This is a genomic window from Anaerorhabdus furcosa (assembly GCF_900167375.1).
In the GTDB taxonomy this organism is placed as follows: Bacteria; Bacillota_I; Bacilli_A; order Erysipelotrichales; family Erysipelotrichaceae; genus Anaerorhabdus; species Anaerorhabdus furcosa.
Genome location: NZ_FUWY01000009.1, coordinates 50,176 through 73,584, shown reverse-complemented (window position 1 = coordinate 73,584; position 23,409 = coordinate 50,176). Strand labels below are relative to the sequence as shown.

The following is a 23,409-nucleotide window of genomic DNA, read 5'->3' as shown; positions in this document are numbered from 1 at the left end:
TGGATGTTCTTACCTGAATTTGATTTATAAATTTGCTGAGTTGATTAATATTTACTTCAATATCATTACTTTTAAGTAAATATCCAAGAACATTTTCTCCAAAAGCTTCATATACTCTGTCAGAAGTAGAAGTCAAAAAAACAATCTTTGTCTTCTTATTTATAACTGATTTCGACAACTTTATACCATCAATTCCTGGCAATTCAATATCCAAAATAATTAAATCAAAATTCACTTCTTTCATCAAAAAACTTTCTCCATCATTGAATATCTCAAAATGGATATTGGTATTTTGATTAATCAATCTTTGATAAAGTAAATCAGAATATTCTACATTATCTTCAACTACAGCAATCTTCATAAGAATATCTCCCTTTTTTTATTATATCAAAGTTTTCGTATTCATATGATAAAATCACAATTTCTAGATTTAACCTTCATTCATTAACCAATAAATTTACCCATTTCTCCTTATCAATATAATCATTATTGTGTATCAAGATAATAAACTTAACTTATTCTCATATATTTCATGATTCATATCAAAATCATATAATTTCTAACTTAAGCATGAAAAAAGCCCCTGTTTAAGGGACTTAAATTTCAATGGCGTCCTCGAAAGGATTCGAACCTTCGACCGTACGCTTAGAAGGCGTATGCTCTATCCAACTGAGCTACGAGGACACTGCTATATTATAATAACAAAGGCTACTAGAATTTGCAACCTAAAACGTACTCTTTTCTCTCAATATCAATGGAATCACCTTCTATAGTAATGATTGCATAACAAGGTGCACTGCCATCTCTATTTCTAGAAATTGATCCTGGGTTTACTAAATATATATTATCAATGCAGCGAGATTCAAATACATGGGTATGCCCAAAACATACGATATCACAATCTAAACTTTTAGCTTTATTTACAAGTAACTCACGATTATCTAAAAACATAAGTCGGTGTCCATGAGCCACCAGAATCCGATGTTCCCCTAAATCAAGAACTCTGTAATCTGGAAGTTCAGCATAAAAGTCATTGTTTCCTCTAACTGCTACATATCCACTCAAATATTCAACAGGTAATTCACTATCCCCACAATGAATAAAAACATCTGCATCTTGATGATATTGCAGAATTTCTTGAAGTGGTTCAACTCTCCCGTGATTATCACTTATTACTACTATTTTCATAAATATTAAAACCCTCTATAATTTACACTCCTATAATTTTACTAGAAAACAAGAATTTATCAAGAAGAACTTATCATTCAGTTACTTATTTGCTATAATAAAAAAGAGGTACTCTATGAACAACATACTTGAATTGTATAAAACTTATATTAATCCATTCGTAATCGGTATATTTGTTGTTATGATTATTATAACACTGTTTTATGCTATGCGTTTGTTACTTAATCTTAAGCATCTACTAAATCACGTTGAAGAAGTACAGGATGATGTCATTGATATTAATCAACAACTACTCCTTGCTCAAACAAAGAAAACAGTAATTAGTTCATATTATAAGAAGAAAAAGGCTCAATTGAATTTCCTTGTTTCTTGTTTATTCTTCTTACACATTCTCAATCACAAAGACTAAAAAAGGAAACTTCATCATTCAGTTTCCTTTTAATTTGATATTAACTCACTTAGTGTTAGATTATTTGTGAAGAGATAATGAGCCATTTCATTGCCCACATACCTAAAGTGATAACTTTGTTCTGCCTTATTTGTAAGATAAGCATTTTCAACTTTATAAGTTTGAACTAATCCAAAACGATGAGCATTATCTTTTAACCAGTTGTATTGCTCAGTTTTACTAAAGTCTTCATTCTCTATACCATCAAGTACAAAATCAACTGCTAATCCCAATTGATGTTCACTGTGTCCTGGCATGAATTCAACTTTATCTGCACTATCTCCATAAGCTTCTTTCGCTTCTTTATAGCGCTTATCTTGATTAGCATATGAGATATACCCTTCACTCACTAAAAGACCACCACATGCCTTCTTTGTTTGTAATTCCTCTTGAATCGCTACACACAAATCCTTTAATGGTATTTGCAATGCAATATCAACTTCCATTTCATCACCATCAACTGTTGGTACATCTTCATTTAACAGTTGTAGATTAAATGGTTTACGAATACTAATTGTATGGATATCATCTACATAGGCATTCGGGTTCCCTGCATTTGTTACTAAAATTGAGTTCATACTATACGGATCACCATGATCCACCCAATATAAGATTTCATCAAATTTATAATGTACTAAATAATTCGCTAATGTCATCACATCCATTGAATTTCTAGTTTCTTCTACCATTCTTACAATTGAAGCTGGAGTTTCATCCCATAATAATTTATTTAACTCACGATATTCAGAAGCATGATAAATATTAAAGTTATCTTCTTGAATATAGGCGATAAATGTTGCTGGGGCTATGGAATATTCTATAATGTACTCTATCTCTTCATCATTTAAATATTTTCTAATTAAGCGATTATTTTCTTCATTTTTATATGGATAACGAGACAATTTATCGTAATTCACATTCATAAAAGCGTAACACAAGATAGATACAACGAGAATCATGCTTACAAATATAGCACGTTTAATTTTCATCTCATTCACCTCTTTCAGTATTATAGCATATTATTCTTCATTCGACTCGCTTAATATTTGGACTACATTTTGGGCAACTTCGCGTGGTAAGACTTCCATTAATTCCTCAACAGTTGCATTTTTTATTTGTTTAAAACTACCAAAATGCTTCAACAACTTCTTTTTTCTAACTTCCCCTATTCCATCAATTTCATCTAAAATTGACTTTGTTTGTGCTTTTTGTCTAAGTTTGCGGTGGTAAGTAATTGCGAAGCGATGTACTTCATCTTGCATTCGCGTTAGTAAGAAAAAGAAAGGACTATTCTTATCAATATTTTTTAATTCTCCAAGTGGGTTCATCATACCACTTGTATTATGTTTATCATCCTTTACAAGTCCAAATAATGGTATATCTAAACCTAAAGAATCAAGGATAGCTTTAGCAGCATCTATTTGTTGCTTACCCCCATCAACAAGAATACAATCCGGCATTCTTGCTTCTTCAATCATTAAACGATAGTACCTACGATATAGTACTTCTTTCATTGAATCAACATCACTATTTGTTGTATGTAATTTATAAATACGATACTCTGCTTTATTGGGTTTACCATCATCAAAAACAACACATGCTGCAACCGTAAAAGCACCTGAAATATGACTGTTATCAAAAATTTCAACACGATGTACATCACGATGCGCAAGTTGTGAGAATGTGTCCATCAAGGATTCATCATTTTCTTGTTTTGCTTCAATGACATCAAATTTTAAATACAATTGATTCTTTGCATTATTTAATGCTAAATCTAAAAGTTTCTTACGATACCCTTTGATTGGAACTGTAATCTTAGTTTCAAGTGTTTCCTCCAATATTTGTATATCATCAAGTGGAGGTAATACGATTTCTGGTGGTAGTGGATGCTTTTGATAATATTGTGTTATGAAAGAAGTAAATTCTTCCTCAACCTCACCATATAAAGGTGATAAGGATAATTCGCGTTCAAGTAGCTTCCCTTGACGTATGAAAAACCCTTGAATTGATAAGTACCCTTTATCACTATAAAAACTAAATACATCACGATTTGATCTATCTTGTGTTTGTACCTCTTGCTTATCTGCAATATGTTCAATGGATTGGATTAAATCACGATATTCTATCGCATTTTCATACAACATCTTTTCAGTTGCATCTTTCATCTTCATTTTTAAATCATGCAAGATTTCTTTATTATCTCCATTTAAGAAACGTGTTATCTTGTCGACTATCTCTTGATAGACCTTAGGATCTACATCATACTCACATGGACCTAGACATTGACCTAAATGATAATATAAACATACTTTCTTCGGCATTACTTTGCATTTTCTAAGCGGATATAACGTTTGAAGCAAGCGAATTGTTTGATGTGCTGCAGTGGCATCAGGAAAAGGACCGAAATACTTACTTTTTCGATCTTTCTTAGCTTCTCTTACTACAGTAAGGGTTGGATAGTCTTCTCTTGTTAGTTTTATATAAGGATAAGTTTTATCATCCATAAACATAATATTAAAACGAGGACGATGTTTCTTAATTAGATTAATTTCAAGAAGTAGTGCTTCTTTTTCAGTACGTGTAATAAAAAAATCAAAATCTCTTACGTTACTCACCATTTTTGTCGTCTTAAAATCATGTGCTCCAACAAAATATTGATTCACTCTATTTTTAAGTTTCTTGGCTTTTCCAACATAAATAATGGTACCTGAAGCATCTTTCATTAGATAGCATCCTGGTTCCATTGGTAAATTTTGTAGTTTTGCATGTAAATCCTGTGTCATATTTATCCTCGTAGTGTTACCACCGTAGCCCCAGTTGAACCCTCATTAGGAGCTCCTAGCCTATAGTTTACAACATCTCTATCACTCTTTAAATACTCATGCACTGCCTTACGAAGTGCACCTGTACCATCTCCATGAATAATGCGCACAGTAGCCATATGATTGAACTTTGCATCATCCATATATTTTTGTAAGATAGGCAATGCTTCCTCTACCCTTAATCCAATTAAATTGCATTCTAATTTGAAGGATTGAATTTTTTCTGTACGCATTGAAAATACCTTTTTAGGTTTTGCAATTTGTTTGTGCGTGTGTTTAATTTTATCTTTTGATGATTTCACTGTAATTCCATTTAAATTTAGTGTCACTTGATTTTTATTGACCGCTACAATCTTCGCAATCTGATGTGATTGTTTAATTTCAATTGTATCACCAACTTTAAACTCTTTTTCTTCTTCCTCAATTTCTTCCTCTTCATCAAGAAGTCCCAATTTATTTTTCACTTCAAGTACTTCATGGTATTTGTTTGTATCTTGTTTTTGACGCATCTCACTTAATATTTCTTGCGCCTCTTCTTTGACCATTTGAAGATATGTCTCAGCTTCTTGTTTTGCCTTTTCAATGTTCTTTTCTTTGTTTCTTTCAAAAACTTCTTTCTCATTTTGTAATTCTTTAAACATCTTAGATTGAATAGCTTGTTGCTCAAGTAATTTTTCTTTTAGTTGTTGATTCTCTACCGCTTGCTTTTCAAGTTTTTCAATGAGGATATCTTCTTCTGTTTTTTGTTGATTTTTTAGAAACTCTGCACTTTTGATAATACTCTCTTTTAGATTATAACGACGTGCAATATCAAAAGCATTACTTTGCCCCGTTAAGCCTTCCACAAAGTGATAGGTAGGAATTAGTTTCTCTACATCAAATTGAACTGATGATACAAGAATATCATCGTGGCGTTTTCCATATGCCTTTAAGCGTCCATAGTGAGTCGTTGCTACAACCAAACACCCTTTATCTCGTAAATCATTTAAAATGGCAATTGCTAAACTTTCTCCTTCTTTTGGATCTGTTCCAGAACCTAACTCATCTAGAAGAACTAAACTATCTGACGTGGCATTTTGACTCACATCTGCAAGCTTTGACAAATGCGCACTGAAGGTACTTAGAGATTGCAATACCGATTGATCATCACCAATATCAATAAAGACATGATCAAAGAATGGAATCATTGCTTCCTCTGCACAAACAGGTATACCACAATAGGTCAATAAAACTGCAAGTCCAATGCACTTTAAACTCACCGTTTTTCCACCCGTATTGGGACCTGTAATCAGTAATACACGAATTGGATCTAGAATGCGGTATGTATTTTCAACTACGTGTTTTCTATCAATAAGTGGATGCCTTGTATTCTTTAGATAAATTGATTTATCTGTGGTTAACTCTGCTACACAAGCATCTTCTTTCTTACCCCAATGTGCTTTTGCAAATAATGCATCCAGTACTGCACATGTTTCTAAATTATTCAAACAATCTTGGGCAATGCCCTCAACAATTTCACTGCACTTCCAACATATTTTTTCAATTTCTTCTTGCTCTTGATAAAGTAAACTTTGTTTTCGATTGTTGATTTCGACAAAGTTACTTGGCTCTACATAAGCCGTTTGTCCCGATGCACTCTCACCATGAATAAAACCACCAAAACTGTTTTTATCACTTGATTTTACAAGCACAACAACACGATTATTTCTTGTTGTTACAATATTATCAATCATGGATGCTGCATGTTTTTGCATAAACCGATTGGTTTCTATTTGGATTTCTCCATCAATTTTTAAAAGAGATCTTCGGATCGCTCTAAGTTCTGGACTTGCACCATCTAAAATTTCACCCGCATCATTAAAACAAGTTTCAAGCTCTTCTTGTTGCTTTTTAAAGATGACCAATGAATCGACTAAGTCGCTTAACTCTTCTACCTTTTCTTCAACTGATGTCATGTAACTTACAATACCACGAGTTGCACGGATGTGTTGAATCACAGCCACAAAATCAAGTGGTGTTAATGTCATTCCTTTTTTAGCTTGTTCAAGTAAAAGTGTAATATCCTTTAAACCTGATAAAGGCATCGATGAATATTTAATAGTGCATGCCAATGCTTCTTTAATTCTAGCGTTTTCTCTTTTAAGAATCAAAGGACTAAAGTTTGGTTCTAAAGAAAGGATTTTCTCTTGACCAAGACTAAAAGCGCAAAGACTTGCGATTTGATTCTTTATGACTTCAAGTTCAATCCCTGCTGTATTCATTTTAATTACCTACCTCATCTAAATGGTTTTCTTCAAACCAATCTTTTAATGCTTCTCGATCATTATCCGATAATTCATTCATATTATCTACGATATTTGATAAAGCATTGTTCTTTGATAGTGGTTCTTCCAAACCGCTAATGAATGTACTTGTACTTGTTAGTATGGGTTGTAACCAAGTTTTTGTAACATAATGATTCCCATTTGGTAGTATGGGTAGTGTCAAAACAAACGCAATCAAGATCATCCAAACAGTCGAATACAATAGACTAAACAAAGCTCCACAAATACTATTTACTTGCTTTAGTATTGGAATATTTTGCAATACTTTAATAAGAGGTCGTAGTACCATCAAAATTAATTTTAAAACAATAAAAATTACAATAAACCAAGCAAATTGATTGATATACCCATAAATTGCATCTTGAAATATTGATACTTGCAATGGTACTAAATCTTTTGGCCATATCGAGAAATAAGTCGCAAGTACTGGTGAAAATAACCACGCAATATAAATAATTGCGATTAACCCAATTAAATCAATTAATTGTAATACAAATCCTTTTTTATAACCCATGAAGAACATCATAATATAGAATAAAACAATGCCTCCATTTATTAATAAAATTGTTAACTCCATTTTACTATCCTCTCAATCCATATAATCATAACTAATTCTAAACCGAAGTGCAAATACTATGGTATGATATTACCGAGGTAAATCTATGTCTACAATTACTCTTATTTTAACTGATGAACAAATCAATCAAATCAAAACTACTTTTCGTAGTGAAATACAATCAAAAACACCACCTTACGCTTTATTTCAATGCAAACTTGAAGGTTGTGTACTTACCGTATACACCTCTAAGAAAGCAGTATTTCAAGGCAATGATGCCGAAGTATACGCAAGTGCTTTTAAGAAAGTTGAAGCATTTACAACGCAAGCTGGAAGTGATGAAGTTGGTACAGGTGATTACTTTGGTCCCATCTGTGTTTGTGCATGTGTTGTAACAAGTGAAAACAAAGAAGCATTAGCCAACTACGCAATTCAAGATTCCAAAGTCATCAAGGATGAATACATCCAAGAAATTGCACCTAAAATTATGAAAATCTTGGATTATAGTTTATGCATTCTTGATAATCACAAATACAATCAAGTTCAAAAAACAAACAACATGAATCAAATCAAAGCAAAACTACATAATCAAGCCTATGTCAATTTATCAAAGAAGATGACATTGCCTTCTAAAATCATCATTGACCAATTTACTCCTGAGAAAAACTATTACAATTACATCAAAGATGAACCTACCATTATTCGTGGTATTCATTTTGAAACAAAAGCAGAAAACAAGTATCTCGCAGTTGCGTGTGCCTCTGTTATCGCTCGCTACGCTTTTCTTGATTGTCTTAAGAAATATGAAGAACACTATCACATGTCATTTCAAAAAGGTGCTGGTGATTTGGTGGATCAAAATGCTGCAAGATTTGTCAAAGAATATGGCTTTGATGAACTTCGCAATGTCGCAAAATTACATTTTAAAAATACTGAGAAACTAAAAGAATATCTATAATTAGATATTCTCTTCTTTTATATCAATTGAAATTGAAATTTGCTCTTGTAACTGGATAAGTTCAACACCAGCTGCACGAAGCATTTTTTTACTTGCTTTCACTGCATCTGTATCTGCATATTTATCACATTCATAAACAATCTTCTTAATTCCTGATTGTATGATTGCTTTTGCACATTCGTTACACGGAAATAGTGAAACATAGATAGCACAATTTTTTACTGGACGAGGACTATTTAATATAGCATTTAATTCTGCATGAACAACAAATGCATATTTGCTCTCAAGCATACCACCTTCTCTTCCCCAAGGAAATTCATCATCATTGCACCCACGAGGTAGTCCATTATAACCAATACTAACAACACGATTGGTTTCATCAACAATAACTGCTCCTACTTGTGTTGAAGGATCTTTAGAACGTAATGCGGATAAATGAGCCATACCCATAAAATATTGATCCCAGTTTAATACATTTTCTCTTTTCATCTTACTTCACCTTCGTTAAATCGAATCCATAAAAATCATTCAATTTATTCTTCATATTATTACTATAACCACTTAATCCAACAGAATCAAGATAATCTAAAACAGCTTTGTCTGTTCCATAATAAATTGGTTTAACATTATAATTTTGTACACATTGATAACCTAGAATTCCAAGTAACATCACTCCAGCAATGATCGCATTTTGTCTAAGTAGTTTCCATGCCTTATTTTGAGTAAACAATACAGATAAAAATAAACCACCAATGAACCCACCAATATGACCATACATTGACACCCCTGGCATAAATGTAATCAATAAGTTAATCAGCAGTGTCGATAAAAAGCTCTTAGCTACTGCTGGATTATAGATTACTTTAGAATCAAAGCCATAAACCAGTAATGCAGCCATTAACCCATATAATCCACCACTTAATCCAACCGTTAAAACATTGCCTTGTGCTGCAAAGATGAACAAACTACCCGTTAATATTGATCCTAGAATAATAACAATGAATTGCCATTTCTTATAAATACGTTCACAAATTTGACCTAGTGATACCAGTGCCGCCATATTCATTAAGAAGTGAAATAAATCATAATGAACAAAACCTACTGTTAATAAACGGAAGAATTCATGACCTCCAACAATAAACGCTTTATAATAAGCTCCCATGACAATACTTGCGGTAATCGCATCATTCCCATTGTTATATGCAATAAGATTTGTAATCACAAAGACAAGTGCACATATCAAGCCAATTGCGTAAGTAATATAGGGCATATCTTTTATACTGCGTTTTGTTTTTCTTGCAGGATTAAAGGTATCAAATGGTGTTTGTGGTGTTTGATTTTCTTTAAACTTGTGAATTTCCAAAACTGCATTTTGAAAATCCGGGAATGTATTTGTTATATCAACACCTGTAATCTTATCATCCGTGATTCCTACTTGAATGAATTCTTCTTCACTTGTTTCAATCAATTCATCTGAAACATGAATATCCAATAGCTTTGCGTTTTTATGAAAGAAATCACAGATTGCTTTACTTGTTTCAAGTAAACGTGATTTCTCAAACGTCGCAGCAGATGCATTGGTTAAAGAAATACGGATAACAGGATACTCATCACTATGATTACTTCCTAACCAAATTTCATGATTGTTTTGTTTGATATCAACAAATTTATATTGATACTTTGTTACAAAGTATTGTGCCAATTTCATTAAAATTAAATCTCTCTCTAATGCCATACTAATACCCTCTCATTTCCTCAATTAATGCTTTAAAGTAATCAGGTAAAGGAGCTTTGAAAGTCATTGTTTCATTGGTTGTAGGATGGACCAGTGTTAATGCCTCAGCATGCAGTACTTGACCCTCTGTATCAGTTCTTGTATTACGGAAAGCATATTTAGGATCACCTACAATTGGATATCCAATGTATTGCATATGAACACGAATTTGATGTGTTCTACCTGTTTCTAATTTAAAACTAACCAGTGTGAATCCTTTAAAGCGTTCTTCTACTTTAAAATGAGTAACTGCATCTCTACCATTTTTATCCGTTACCGTCATCTTTTGACGATCTTTGCTATCTCTACCTATTGGCGCATCAATTGTCCCATATTCATGAGGTAATTCACCATGTACAATTGCAATATAATCTCTTGAACAAGTTTTATTTGAAAGTTGTTTTGAAATTGCTTCATGCGCTTTGTCATTTTTACAAGCAACAATACATCCGGTTGTATCTTTATCAATACGATGTACAATACCTGGACGAAGAACACCATTAATACCTGATAAGTCTTTACAATGGAATAAAAGTCCATTCACTAAAGTATGATCAGGGTTTCCTGCACCTGGATGAACAACCATTCCTTTAGGTTTATTTACAACTATAATATCTTCATCTTCATACAGAATATCCAAATTCAAATCTTGTGGAAATGCTTCCAATTCTTTAACCTCTGGTATATCAATCGTGATTTCATCACCACGTTTTACTTTGTAGTTATTTTTCTTTATTTCATCATTTACAAGGATTAATCCTTGATCTAAAAGTTGTTGAATTCTTGCACGAGAAAAATCTTCACTTTTCTCACTTAAAATTTTATCAAGGCGTCCACCCTCTTCAGTTTCATCAATTAAATAGTTAATTCTTTCCATTCACTTCCTCCTTCTTAAATAAGGTAATCACAATAAGTAAACCGATACCTATGCATAGAGCTGAGTCGGCAATATTAAAGATTGGAAAATCATATCCAAAAATAACAAAGTCTAAAAAGTCTCTTACATATCCAAATACAAAGCGATCAAATAAATTACCTGCCGCTCCTGCTATCATTAAAACAATACTAATTCTTTCCCATTTATTTTCTTCAGGTACACGGGAAAACATATAAGAAAATAAACCAACTCCCGCAAGTGACATCAATGTTAAAATCCCAACACGTCCACTAAACATACTCCATGCAGCACCTGTATTTTTGGCGTAAGTAATGTAGAAAAAATTGTCAATAATCGGTATTTGATGGTGTAAATCTAAATTAGATTGAACAATTAATTTTGTTCCTAAATCTAAAACAAGTATTCCAATTAATATAAATAGTTCTTTACGTTTCATATTCTCACCTTTACAAGATGTAATTATACCAAAAAGACTAGTTTTACACTAGTCTTTCCCTCATTTCTTAATTTTTAAAAATCTTGAGATGTTTTAATGAATTCTTCTAACTCATAAGGTTCATATCGTTTTTGCATCTTTGTTAGTGCGATATTAAATGCCTTTTCATCATAATCATTCATTCTTTGCTCACGTAAGCAATGCTTAATCACAGAACTTACTTCAAATGACATAGCTCCCTCTTTACGTGCACGTATCTTATTACTTCCATCAATAAGTAAAAATAAGGCATTGTAATTTTGGTTATCTTTCAATGTATTTAAGAAATCTTTCGTTACATCTAGGATACAGAAAGGCACATCTGATGTTTCAATCACATCATTGACATCAATGAGAAATCCATCCACAATTCCTTTTTGAAAATAACTTAAATGTAATTTCTTTTTCTTAAATGTTTGAATTTCTTCATCCACCCATATGGAGTCTTTAATAAAGAAAATCCAAGTTTGTTCTAAGAAATCAAGCCATATTCCATCTTCAATCGTAGTTTCTACAACATCTTCCATTTTATAAGAAATCATGATTATCCTTTATGTAGTAGTTTATTTTCCAAATCTTCATTAAATTGATTGGTATACAAACGATAATAATATCCTTTTTTAGCCATCAATTCACTATGAGTTCCCGATTCAACTACAATTCCCTTCTTTATAACTAAGATTATATCCGCATTTACGATTGTTGACAATCTATGAGCGATAATAAAACTTGTATGATGAGTTAAAACATGATCAATTGTATGTTGAATAATTTGTTCTGTTTCAGTATCAATTGAAGATGTAGCTTCATCAAGAACAAAGATTCGAGGATTTACAAGCACTGCACGTGCAAATGAAATCAATTGTTTTTGACCAGTAGATAACTTTCCTCCACCCTCTCCAACTTCAGTTTCATATCCATTTTCTAGCTTTGTAATAAACTCATGTGCATTCACAAGTTGACAAGCATCAATAATTTCTTCATCAGTTGCATCCAATCGACCAAAACGAATGTTTTCTTTAATCGTTCCTGAGAATAGATGTGGTGATTGAAGTACATAGCCTAGACGTGATCTTAACCAACCCAAAGAGCGATCACGATACTCAACACCATCAATTAAGATCTGTCCTTCCACTGGTTCATAGAAGCGACATAGTAAGTTAACAATTGTACTCTTACCCGATCCAGTCTCACCCACCAAAGCAACTGTTTGTCCCTCTTTTACAGTTAGGTTAAAGTTCTTCAACACTGGCTCTCCTGGTAAATAATGGAAACTCACATTTCTAAATTCAACATTCCCTTTAATCGGTTCATAATTCTCTGTTTTTGGATCAAATAAAGTACCATATTTTTCAATGACCTCTGGTTTATCAACAATATCTGGTTGACTATCTAATAAACTTAATACACGTTCAGCACTCGCTTGTGCCATTTGTAGCTCAGCAATTAATCTTGCGATTTGTCGTAAAGGTTCAAAGAATTGCGTTGCATATTGCGTAAACATCATTAGTGTTCCAAATTGTAATGTACCTAATAAAACTTCATATCCACCATACCATAGAATTGCAGCAGTACTAATTGATCCAAGTCCCATAACTAGTGGCATAAATAATGCAGATAACGTTGCAGCTTTAATACTAGAACGTCTCATGTTTTGAGTTTCTTCTTCAAATTCTCTAAAGTTCTTTTCTTCTAATACTAATGTTTTTGTTGTCTTAGCACCCGTGATTCCTTCATTAAATCCACTTGTAATACGTGAATTTATTTTACGAACAGAACGGTAATTTTTAAGGATGCGAATTTGAAACCACACACTTAGATAAGCAAGAATCGGAACTACAATTAATACTAGCAATGCAAGTTTCCAGTTCACGATAAGCATAACAATTGTTACACCCACCATGACACTAAAGCCCCAAACTAAATCCATCAAACTCCATGATAAGATTTCTGCAAGTCGACCAATATCACTGGTCATACGAGCCATTAACCACCCAATAGGTGTCTTATCAAAATAGGAGAAGGATAAAGATTGTAATTTATGGAAAGCTTTCTCTCTTACCTCATAAGCAAAATTCATTTCTATTTTACCTGCTTGTAAGAAGAACAAATAAACAATTGCTGCTTGAGCGATGATACCAACAATAAAGATAACGATGAAGATTGTAAGTTTATAATCGATAATGCCATTCCCTACAAAATAATCAATTGCGATTTTATTCATGAATGGAAATCCAACATCCAAAATTGCGATGAAGAAATTCAAGAAAAACAACATATACAAGTTCTTCTTTTGTGATTTCATCATGCCTAAGATTCTACGCCATAAACTTGTATCTAAAGAATTCGTATTATATTCTTGTTCTTGGAATTGACTAGTCATTCTCATCACCTCCTTTAATAAATGAACTTTGTATTTCATAGATACGTTTGTATAAACCATCTTCATGAATTAATGAATCATGGTTACCAATTTGTGTTATTGTTCCATCCTCAATGACTAGGATTTTATCTGCATCTTGTGCAGAAGAAACACGTTGCGTAATAATAATCTTCGTTGTATCTTTGTTTAACTCATTTAATGCACGACGAATATTCGCATCTGTTTCCGTATCAACTGCACTTAAACTATCATCAAATATTAATATTGGTGTTTCATTAATAATGGTACGTGCAATCGCAATTCTTTGTTTTTGACCACCTGATAAAGTAACACCTTTTTCACCTACAAGTGTTTCATAACCAAGTTCAAATTCTTGTATTACTTCATGCACTGAGGCAACACGAGCTGCTCTTTCAACTTTACTTTCATCAGAAAAACGATTTGCTAAACGAATGTTATCATGAATTGTTTTTGAGAATAAGAATGGTTCTTGAAGTACAATTCCAATGTGACGACGAATGTGTTCTCTTTGAATTGTATTTAATTCAACACCATCAATCTTAATTGAACCCCCAGTATAATCATATAAGCGAGATAACAAATGAACTAGTGTCGATTTACCTGCACCTGTTGGTCCAATAATCGCAACAGTTTCACCCTGTTCAATTGAAAATGAAACATCTCTTAAAATTGGTTCATTGGCATCATGATATTGGAAATCACAATGATCAAATTCAATTTTACCTTTGATTACAGGTGTAACACCTGTAGTAATGTCTTCTACTGGTTCATTGAGTATTTCATTTAAACGTCCAACTGAAACAGTTGCTTTACCAATATCCGCTAAAATTCTTCCCAAATTTCTAATTGGCCATAAAATCATTGTTTCATAAGAAATGAAAACAAAGAAATTACCTACAGAAATATTACCTGCAATTGCAGTAAAGATACCCACTACTAAAATCAATAGAATTTGAGATAAACAAATTAAATCACTCGTACTCCAATAAACACCTAATAATCGAATAAGTTTAAATGTCAAATTTTTAAAGACTTCATTCTTCTTTTCAAAACGATCAATTTCATAACGTTCACGATTAAACGCTTTAATAACACGGATACCAGATAAACTTTCTTGTATCGTTGTGGTCATTGTACCCTCTGCTTCATCTGATTCTAAGAATGTTTTTTGTGTTCTTTTGAAAAAGATATAAGCATAAAAGATTAATAATGGCATACTAACAATTGCTAGAATTGCCATGGGTGGATAAATTGAAAATAGAACAATAATTGCGATAACAGCAGTCGCAACTGAATAAATCATTTCTGATAATTGTCCTGCAAATACTTTACGAACCTGTTCAACATCACTTGTACAGCGTTGAACTAAATCTCCTGTTTTCGCAGAAACATGATAAGCATATGGTAAATGTTGCAAATGATCATATAAATCATTACGGATATGATAACTCATATTTTCAGATATAATACCGTTTAAACGTCCTCGAATAAATACGCCTAAACAGACAAATACATTCACAAATAACACACACGCTGCACCTATCCATAGATTCGACCTTACATAGTCACGACCACCTAGAAAATTCAGAATACTTCCAAACAATTCATTGGTGATAGGTTTATTATCAATAATATTATCAATAAAGAAGCTAAAGATAAGCGGTGAAACTAGGTTTAAAAATGCATACAGTAAGGTAACGACAATCATTATATAGAGCTTAACTTGGTTGTCCTTACAATACTTCTTCACAAAATCCCATGTATTCATGGTCCCTTCCCCCTCTACTAAGATAAAATAAAAAACACTTTACGTGCTTTTTATCAAATTTAACGGAACTCTTCCGCTAAACATTTCGCGATTTGATCTGGACAAGAAGTAATCTTGTTACCACAAGTAATCCCGTTAAAAGCACTAATGACTTCCTCTACGGTCTTGCCCTTGATAATACTACAAATCCCTTTTAGGTTTCCATCACATCCACCACTGATTTGTACATCTTTAATAATATTATCTTCACACTCAAATTCAAAGAGTTTAGAACAAGTTCCGTTCGGTTTATATGTAAATTTCTTCACTGACATGATGTCACCTCCTTCACAACATTAATATAATAGCATATTTTTTTTATCTATTAAAGTTTTTATCGAATTTTTTAAAAACAGCATTGTCTGCAATAACTAGCAAACGATCATTGGGTTCAATAATATATTCTGCATCTGGAGATATCGATAAATGCTCTCCTGGTTTTTTACGAATACCTAAAATGTTGATTCCATAGTTAGCACGCAAATTTAAATTCTTCAATGATTTGTTTGTCCAACTCTCAGGTGCAATAATTTCTACTACACTATACTCTTGGTCAATATCAATTAGATCAACAATATTTCTAGAAATTAATTGTTTTGCTACACGCTCACCCATTTCCTTTTCAGGACGAATAACACGATCAGCACCAATTTTTTCAAAGATTTGCATGTATTTCTTATTTTTAGCTTTTGCTAAAATATAAGGAACACCCAATTCTCTTAAATTCATAATTGCCATAATACTGTCTTCTAAGTGTGATCCAGTTGCAACAACAGCAACATCAACATCTTGAATACCAATAGAACGCAATTGATCAATATCTGTAATATCTGCTTGTACTGCATTGGTCGCGAACTCAGCAATACGATCCACACATGTAATATCACGATCAATCGCAATAATTTCATAGTTATAATCTGATAAAGCCTTCGCAATCGTTGAACCAAATATTCCTAAGCCTAAAATAGCATATGTTTTACTTTTACTTGACATAAAGATCTCCTAACCTATTAAAATGTCCCCGTGTGAATATGATATGTCTTTAGGTTTAACTTTCGAATTCACCCTAAAGATTAATACAACAATAGTAATTGGTCCAACTCGACCAATAAACATCAACAAGATAATAACAATTTTTCCTATACTACTCAAGAGTGGAGTAACATCCATAGATAATCCCACTGTAGCAATAGCAGAGAAACACTCAAAAATAATCGCTAAGAAAGATACATTCTCTGTAATAGATAAAATAATAATTGCAATAACAAGTGATGTTAAATAAATAATAGTAACAACGTATGCCTTCATAAAGTTAATACGTGGTATATCTCTTTTCATTACATTAATATGACTATCATTTCTTAATACAAACAACACGAAGATAAATAACATCGCAAATGTTGTTGTTTTAATACCCCCAGCAGTTCCTCCTGGAGATCCTCCAATAAACATATAGAGACACATAATAAATTGAGTAGCTGGCTTTAATGCTGCAATAGGCAATGTTGCAAATCCTGCAGTACGAAGCGTCGTTGATTGGAAGAAAGATGCCATCCATTTACTTCCTTCAGATAATGGACCCAAAGTATTTGGGTTGTTATATTCCAATGCATAAATAAGTAAAGTTCCAGATAACAATAAGAAGCCTGTCATAATAAGTACAACTTTAGTATGAACTGACAACTTATTTAATAACTTTTTAAAACTACCATTTTTCCCAAATAAATCAGATAAATGCTTTCTCAAATCCAACCAAACAACAAACCCTAAACCACCAGTTATAATTAATCCAGCAACAGTAAAGTTAATTAATGGATCATTAACGAAGCTAATTAAGCTGTTTGGTAAGATATTATCTAATCCTGCATTACAAAATGCAGATACCGATAAGAAAATAGAATTAAATATACCATGAAACCAACCATATTCAGGTACAAATTTTAATGCGAATAAAATAGCACCAATTGTTTCAAATACAAGTGTATAAATAACAATACAGCGGATAAATCTTGGAATATCTTGTAAATCAGATTTCCCTAATGAATCTTGTATTAATTTCTTCTCTCCAATAAATAGTTTGTGTTTCATTAGTGACATCATTAAAGATAATAATGTCATTAACCCAAGTCCCCCAACTTGCATTAAACAGATAAGAACTACTTGTCCTAGCATATTGTATTGATCAACAACTGCATAAGGAACTAATCCTGTTACACAAGTTGCACTTGTTGCCACAAACAAGTTATTAAGAAAACTTTGTGGTGTTCCAATATTTGTTATAGGTAAACATAGAAACAAAGTACCAACAAAGATTACTAGCGCAAAACTTAGAGCCAATAGCGGCATAGCGCCAACCTTTTTAAATAGTATTTGTCGTATAGACATATTTGCCTTATTCATAATATCCCCTTTATCTATAGCAATATTTAGTTTACTCCTTTATAAATAAAAAGCAATAACTACGTCTATTAGTTATTTCTTTCACAACAAATTAATAAGTATACTTTCTTGTTACTTTATGTTATAGTGTTCCTTTGGAGAAATAAACTATGAAATTTAACGAATTACAATTATCAAAAGAAATGCTTCGCGCGATACAAGATTGTGGTTATAACGAAGCTACTTATATCCAAAGTGCCTGTATACCAGTACTATTAACTGGTGGGGATATTTTGGGTCAATCACAAACAGGTACTGGTAAAACAGCTGCTTTTGGTATTCCTTTAATTGAATTATCGGAAGTATCTAAGCACAAAAGACCTCAGGCACTAATTCTTACTCCTACTCGTGAACTTGCTTTACAAGTAGTAGAAGAAATCAGAAAATTTGCAAAGTACAAAGAAGGATTACGTACAGTATGCTTATATGGTGGAAGTCCAATTCAAAAACAAATTCAAGACATGAAAAAAGGTTGCGATATTGTAGTTGGATGTCCAGGACGTGTTCTAGACCATTTAAGACGCCATACATTAAAGATGGAAAACTGTAATAAACTTGTGTTGGATGAAGCAGATGAAATGCTAAACATGGGATTTAGAGAAGACATTGAAGCAATTATTAAGGAGTTACCTGATGAAAGACAAACGATTCTTTTCTCAGCAACAATGCCTAAAGCAATCCTTGATATTACAAAACAATATCAAACAAACCCTGTTCACATCAAAACACCTTCTACTGAATTAACTGTTGCGAAAATCGAACAAGTAGTCTATGAATGCAAGCAAAGTGATAAACGTGAGGTATTGATTCAATTAATCGAACTTCAACGCCCTACCCTAGCTATGGTATTCTGTAATACAAAGAAGATGGTTGATGACTTAACAAGTGACTTAGTTGCTAAAGGATATCCTGCAGCAGCAATTCATGGTGACATGAAGCAAGAAGCACGTGCTAACGTTATGGAACGTTTCAAAAGTAAAAAGATTAATATCCTTGTAGCTACAGATGTTGCTGCTCGTGGTATTGATGTTGACAGCATGGATGTTGTTTATAACTTTGATTTCCCTCAAGAAGCAGAATACTATGTTCACCGTATCGGTAGAACTGGTCGTGCTGGTAAAGAAGGACTTGCAGTTACATTATTAACACCACGTCAAAGAGGCTTAGTTCGTGACTTAGAACGTACTACAAAAGCTAAAATTGAATCAAAACCTCTTCCTAATCAAAAAATGATTAGAGAAATCCGTTCAAATCAAGTAAAAGAAGATATTAAAAACATGTTAAATGAATCTGTTTCAAAAGAAATAGAAGATTTAATTAATGAATTTAGTACGCAAGGATTTAGTGATAAAGAACTTGCATTGGCACTTGCGAACAATATGTTTGCATCTAGCCTATTACAAGAAATCAAATTACCTGAAAAAGAACCTAACTCACTAAGAGTACAATCAAAAGACAAAGCAACCATTGAAATCAATGTTGGACATCGTCATAAAGTAAGCCCTGCACACTTATTAAGTGCTATTGCAGAAGCTACTGGATTAAGTGGTAAAGATATTGGAAAAATCAATATTTCAGACCGCACTTCTACTGTAGATGTACCAAAAGAAGTAATTAAAGAAATCTTAAAAGATCTTAAGAATGCTACAATTAAAGGCTATGCTATCGAAGTTAATCAAGTATCTTCAAAATCAAAAGATAGAAGTGATACAAGAAGCAGTGATAGAAAACCTAGATCTGATTCTCGTGGATATGATAGAAAACCAAGAACTGATTCAAGAAGTGATCGTAAACCTAGATCCGATTCAAAGAAATCTGAATTTAAATCAGATAAAAAAGAATCAAAACCTAGACGCGAAAGAAGTAGAAAAGAAGACTAATAAGAAAAGCCAATAGCAATCGCTATTGACTTTTTTTATGCCTAATAATTTGTTGGATGAACCATGAAGTATGATTTAGGATGAGTACACACAGGGCAAATCTCAGGTGCTTCTTTACCTACATACAAGTGTCCACAGTTTCTACATTCCCAAACTGTATCATCTTTCTTAACAAATACTTCACCATTTTCAATATTTGCAAGTAATGTTTTATAACGTTCTTCATGTGTTTTTTCAATTGCAGCTACACCACGCATTGTTGTTGCGATTTCAGGGAATCCTTCTTGCTCAGCTTCATCAGCCATGCGAGCATACATATCTGTCCACTCATAGTTTTCACCCTCTGCTGCATCTTTTAAGTTTTCCATCGTGTCACCAACTCCATGGAATAATTTAAACCATAGTTTTGCGTGTTCTTTTTCATTTTCAGCTGTTTGTAAAAATAAGGCAGCGATTTGTTCATAACCTTCTTTTTTTGCTTTACTAGCATAGTAAGTATACTTGTTACGAGCTTGGCTTTCTCCCGCAAAAGCATCCATTAAATTCTTTTCAGTTTTTGTTCCTTTTAAGTCTTTCATGTGTAGTTTCTCCTTTTATATATCTATTATAACGCAAATTCTTTCAGGTAACTCATCGATTTAGCCTAAAGCTACATCGAGAATCATCATAATCACAAATCCAACAATACATCCCATCGTTGAAAAGTGTGTTGCTTCATGACCTCCTGATTGGCTCTCTGGAATAAGTTCTTCAGTTACAACATAAATCATAGCTCCTGCAGCAAATGCAAGTGCATAAGGTAATATCGGTCTTACAACCGTAACCAACAATGCTCCAAGCACTGCTGAAACTGGTTCAACCAGTCCACTAGCTTGTCCATATAGAAACGCCTTCATGCGTGATAATCCTTCTTTTCTTAAAGGAATCGATACTGCAGCTCCTTCAGGAAAGTTTTGAATCCCAATACCAAGTGCTACGGTAAATGCAGCCATCAATTCGACGACGGTAGCTTCTTGGGCCAACAAACCAAACGCAACACCTACCGCTAAACCTTCAGGTATATTATGCAAAGTAATTGAGAAAACTAATAAAATACTTCTTTTTAATTTTGTAGGTACACCTTCAACATGATTTGAACTATCTTGAAAATGCATATGTGGAATTAGATGATCTGAAACCCACAAAAAGACAGCTCCTGCTAAAAATCCAACAGCAACAACAAACCAAGGTGTCATATTTAAGGAAACAGACAAGTCAATCGCAGGCGCAAGTAATGAAAAGAAACTTGCCGCAATCATTACCCCCGAGGCAAATCCCAACATTCCATTCAATATTTTTTGGTTAATGTCTTTGAAGAAAAAAACGAGTGCTGCTCCCAAAGCAGTCATAAACCAAGTAAACAATGAAGCACAAAGTGCCAACGCTACCGGCCCCATTGAAATAAGTTGATCAATATTCATAAAAACCCCTCCACTAATATTATTGATATTTTGTATCAAAAAGGCAAGCGATATGATTACAAAATAACATTTAATTATATATTATTTATTAACTCTACCTACTATCTTGCAAACTAATTAAAACATACTTTGCTTAATAAAATAGCAAAAATTTAAAAATCACATCTTTAGACAATTTATTTCTTTTATGTTTAGATAAATTTAGAGATTAACATCTTGAGGAGAAATAAAATGAACAACAATCTAGCATTTACCAAAGAAGCTTCCCCCTTTATTAATCAAAGGTTACTTAATCACTCCAGCGTGATGGAACAAAAAATCTATCAAGTTGCCGGAAATGTTTACTCAGCTGTAGGTTTTGGATTACAAAATCCTCTAATGATCGAAGGCGATGATGGATTAATTATTGTAGATCCAGGTGAATCACTTGAATCATCAATTCATATACATAATGAATTTAGAAAAATTACAAACAAACCAGTTAAAGCTGTCATCATAACCCATTTCCATCCAGATCATTGGGGTGGGACCAAAGCTTACATCACCCAAGAACAATCTGATTCAAAAGAAGTTCTCGTGATTGCACATGAAAGCTTTATGAAAAATGTTTCCTCTTCTAATGGGCAACTTGCCGATATCCGAATGGGTAGAGCCATTTGGATGTATGGTTCTATCCTACCAAATGGAGAACAAGGTGTTGTTAACGAAGGTGCTGGTCCATTATTACAAAAAGGTACAATTCAAATGGTAACTCCAAACACAACCATCAAATCTGGTGGTTCACTTGAACTAACGATTGCTGGAATAAACATGGAAATTTTCAATTGTCCAACAGAAACAGATGATCATTTGCTTGTGTTCCTAAAAGATAGTAAACTGCTCCATGTTGCAGACGCTATCCAAGCAGAAGCTTATCCAAATCTTTATACAATCCGTGGTCAAAACCGTGATGCTGTTGTTTGGTATCGAGGACTTGATAAAGCTAGATCTTATGCACCCCACTATTTAACTGGTGCTCATATGCGACCTGTATCTGGTAAGCAAGAGTGTATGCAATTACTTACTGACTATCGCGACATCATTCAATATACTCACGATCAAACTGTTCGACTTATTAATCATGGATTAACTCCAGATATGATTGTTGATGCTTTAAAACAACTTCCACCTCACTTATACCACAAAGATCGTCTTGGTGAATTCTATGGTACTTTTAGTCAAGCTATCCGTGGTATCTATGATACTTATATTGGATGGTTTGATGGTAATCCCGCTAACCTGAACAAACTTTCGCCAAAAGAAGAAGCAATTAAAATGGTTGCCATGATGGGTGGTCGTGAGGCTGTATTAAAAGCATGTCAAGAAGCGTTAGATAAGAAAGAATATCAATGGTGCGCACAACTTGCAACCTATCCTATACGCATTAAAAGAGACGATATGGAAATGCGATTAATCAAAGCGAAAGCAGTTCGTTACTTAGGTTATCAAGCAGAAAATGCAACATGGCGAAATTGGTATTTAACTTGTGCTCTTCAATTAGAAGGAGCTTTTGATGCAATCGCTAAACAAGCAGGACCTAATGGTGGATTCCCATCATTCTCTAAAACGATTATTGAATTACCAACAGAATACATGTTTGAATCATACAAAACAAAACTCAATGGTCCAGAAAGTGAAAATGTACATGCCTCATTAAAATGCATTATCGATGAAACTAGAGAAACTCTTATCCTAGAAATTAGAAAAGGTGTTCTTGAAATTCATCACAACTCTGATTTTACTTGTGATGAAACAATCATTGCTTCAAAGGAAACCTTTGCAGAAATCATGGCTAAAGATATTACAATCCATGATGCAATTAAACAAGATAGAGTTATTGTTACCACACCTCATTATATAGAGGAATTCTTTAATTACTTTGATAACTATACTTCATTTATCCATATGCCTTTTACATTTGAATAAAATTTACTCCT

General features: G+C 33.0%; 22 protein-coding genes and 1 tRNA gene. 4 read left to right on the top strand and 19 right to left on the bottom strand.

Going from position 1 to position 23,409, the window contains the following annotated elements:
* From B5D14_RS11690 to B5D14_RS11680, 3 genes are all read right to left on the bottom strand, one after another.
* Positions 1-361: LytR/AlgR family response regulator transcription factor (locus tag B5D14_RS11690; RefSeq protein WP_143254444.1), on the bottom strand; the 361-nt coding region annotated here is incomplete at its 3' end.
* Between the two features lie 246 nt (positions 362-607).
* A tRNA-Arg gene (locus B5D14_RS11685) sits at positions 608-684 on the bottom strand.
* A 27-nt stretch (positions 685-711) separates the two neighbouring features.
* On the bottom strand, positions 712-1,188 hold the full coding sequence (locus tag B5D14_RS11680; protein WP_078712814.1) for a metallophosphoesterase family protein: 477 nt from the start codon (positions 1,186-1,188) through the stop codon (positions 712-714).
* A gap of 115 nt (positions 1,189-1,303) precedes the next feature.
* On the opposite strand from B5D14_RS11680, the gene B5D14_RS11675 reads away from it, so the two are divergent.
* Positions 1,304-1,597: a hypothetical protein gene (locus B5D14_RS11675; RefSeq protein WP_078712813.1), complete on the top strand. Its 294-nt coding sequence runs from the start codon at positions 1,304-1,306 to the stop codon at positions 1,595-1,597.
* Between the two features lie 29 nt (positions 1,598-1,626).
* Here the strand turns inward: B5D14_RS11675 and B5D14_RS11670 are convergent, their stop codons facing one another.
* Genes B5D14_RS11670 through B5D14_RS11655 form a run of 4 tightly spaced genes read right to left on the bottom strand, consistent with a single transcriptional unit; the run spans position 1,627 to position 7,359 of the window.
* Complete coding sequence (locus B5D14_RS11670; RefSeq protein WP_078712812.1) at positions 1,627-2,625, bottom strand: D-alanyl-D-alanine carboxypeptidase family protein; 999 nt, start codon at positions 2,623-2,625, stop codon at positions 1,627-1,629.
* A gap of 30 nt (positions 2,626-2,655) precedes the next feature.
* The gene (uvrC, locus tag B5D14_RS11665) at positions 2,656-4,419 is read right to left on the bottom strand and encodes an excinuclease ABC subunit UvrC (RefSeq protein WP_078712811.1); all 1,764 of its coding nucleotides are present in this window, start codon (positions 4,417-4,419) and stop codon (positions 2,656-2,658) included.
* A gap of 2 nt (positions 4,420-4,421) precedes the next feature.
* Positions 4,422-6,719, bottom strand: a complete 2,298-nt coding sequence (locus B5D14_RS11660; RefSeq protein WP_078712810.1) for an endonuclease MutS2 — start codon at positions 6,717-6,719, stop codon at positions 4,422-4,424.
* 1 nt (position 6,720) lies between these two features.
* Positions 6,721-7,359, bottom strand: coding sequence for a CvpA family protein (locus B5D14_RS11655; RefSeq protein WP_078712809.1), 639 nt, complete (start codon positions 7,357-7,359; stop codon positions 6,721-6,723).
* 85 nt (positions 7,360-7,444) lie between these two features.
* Between B5D14_RS11655 and rnhC the strand changes: the two genes are divergently transcribed.
* A complete protein-coding gene (rnhC, locus tag B5D14_RS11650; protein WP_078712808.1) occupies positions 7,445-8,296 on the top strand; it encodes a ribonuclease HIII in 852 nt (283 codons plus the stop codon).
* On the opposite strand, the gene B5D14_RS11645 is transcribed toward rnhC, so the two are convergent.
* From B5D14_RS11645 to B5D14_RS11600, 10 genes are all read right to left on the bottom strand, one after another.
* Entirely contained in the window at positions 8,297-8,785 is a 489-nt protein-coding gene (locus B5D14_RS11645) for a deoxycytidylate deaminase (RefSeq protein ID WP_078712807.1), read from the bottom strand.
* A 1-nt stretch (position 8,786) separates the two neighbouring features.
* Complete coding sequence (locus B5D14_RS11640; RefSeq protein WP_078712806.1) at positions 8,787-10,031, bottom strand: rhomboid family intramembrane serine protease; 1,245 nt, start codon at positions 10,029-10,031, stop codon at positions 8,787-8,789.
* 1 nt (position 10,032) lies between these two features.
* A complete protein-coding gene (locus B5D14_RS11635; protein ID WP_078712805.1) occupies positions 10,033-10,947 on the bottom strand; it encodes an RluA family pseudouridine synthase in 915 nt (304 codons plus the stop codon).
* Positions 10,934-11,404: a signal peptidase II gene (gene lspA, locus B5D14_RS11630; RefSeq protein WP_078712804.1), complete on the bottom strand. Its 471-nt coding sequence runs from the start codon at positions 11,402-11,404 to the stop codon at positions 10,934-10,936. Before lspA ends, B5D14_RS11635 begins: the two co-directional genes overlap by 14 nt.
* A 74-nt stretch (positions 11,405-11,478) precedes the next feature.
* Positions 11,479-11,985 (bottom strand): hypothetical protein, encoded by a 507-nt coding sequence (locus B5D14_RS11625; RefSeq protein ID WP_078712803.1) that lies wholly within the window; start codon positions 11,983-11,985, stop codon positions 11,479-11,481.
* Positions 11,986-11,987: 2 nt separating this feature from the next.
* Positions 11,988-13,826, bottom strand: a complete 1,839-nt coding sequence (locus tag B5D14_RS11620) for an ABC transporter ATP-binding protein (RefSeq protein WP_078712802.1) — start codon at positions 13,824-13,826, stop codon at positions 11,988-11,990.
* Positions 13,819-15,615 carry an ABC transporter ATP-binding protein gene (locus B5D14_RS11615; protein WP_078712801.1) on the bottom strand — a complete coding sequence of 599 codons (1,797 nt, stop codon included), beginning with the start codon at positions 15,613-15,615 and terminating at the stop codon, positions 13,819-13,821. Before B5D14_RS11615 ends, B5D14_RS11620 begins: the two co-directional genes overlap by 8 nt.
* A 59-nt stretch (positions 15,616-15,674) precedes the next feature.
* Complete coding sequence (locus B5D14_RS11610; protein WP_078712800.1) at positions 15,675-15,929, bottom strand: TIGR03905 family TSCPD domain-containing protein; 255 nt, start codon at positions 15,927-15,929, stop codon at positions 15,675-15,677.
* 43 nt (positions 15,930-15,972) lie between these two features.
* A complete protein-coding gene (locus B5D14_RS11605; RefSeq protein ID WP_078712799.1) occupies positions 15,973-16,647 on the bottom strand; it encodes a potassium channel family protein in 675 nt (224 codons plus the stop codon).
* 9 nt (positions 16,648-16,656) lie between these two features.
* The gene (locus B5D14_RS11600; protein WP_078712798.1) at positions 16,657-18,054 is read right to left on the bottom strand and encodes a TrkH family potassium uptake protein; all 1,398 of its coding nucleotides are present in this window, start codon (positions 18,052-18,054) and stop codon (positions 16,657-16,659) included.
* Between the two features lie 149 nt (positions 18,055-18,203).
* Here B5D14_RS11600 and B5D14_RS11595 point away from each other — a divergent pair, with 149 nt between their 5' ends.
* The gene (locus tag B5D14_RS11595; protein ID WP_078712797.1) at positions 18,204-19,973 is read left to right on the top strand and encodes a DEAD/DEAH box helicase; all 1,770 of its coding nucleotides are present in this window, start codon (positions 18,204-18,206) and stop codon (positions 19,971-19,973) included.
* A 41-nt stretch (positions 19,974-20,014) separates the two neighbouring features.
* Here B5D14_RS11595 and rbr read toward each other — a convergent pair whose 3' ends face one another.
* Both rbr and B5D14_RS11585 read right to left on the bottom strand, forming a co-directional pair.
* Positions 20,015-20,551 carry a rubrerythrin gene (gene rbr / locus B5D14_RS11590; RefSeq protein WP_078712796.1) on the bottom strand — a complete coding sequence of 179 codons (537 nt, stop codon included), beginning with the start codon at positions 20,549-20,551 and terminating at the stop codon, positions 20,015-20,017.
* Between the two features lie 60 nt (positions 20,552-20,611).
* On the bottom strand, positions 20,612-21,433 hold the full coding sequence (locus B5D14_RS11585) for a ZIP family metal transporter (RefSeq protein WP_200804823.1): 822 nt from the start codon (positions 21,431-21,433) through the stop codon (positions 20,612-20,614).
* Positions 21,434-21,664: 231 nt separating this feature from the next.
* On the opposite strand from B5D14_RS11585, the gene B5D14_RS11580 reads away from it, so the two are divergent.
* Entirely contained in the window at positions 21,665-23,398 is a 1,734-nt protein-coding gene (locus B5D14_RS11580; RefSeq protein ID WP_078712795.1) for an alkyl sulfatase dimerization domain-containing protein, read from the top strand.
* The last annotated feature ends 11 nt before the right edge of the window (positions 23,399-23,409 follow it).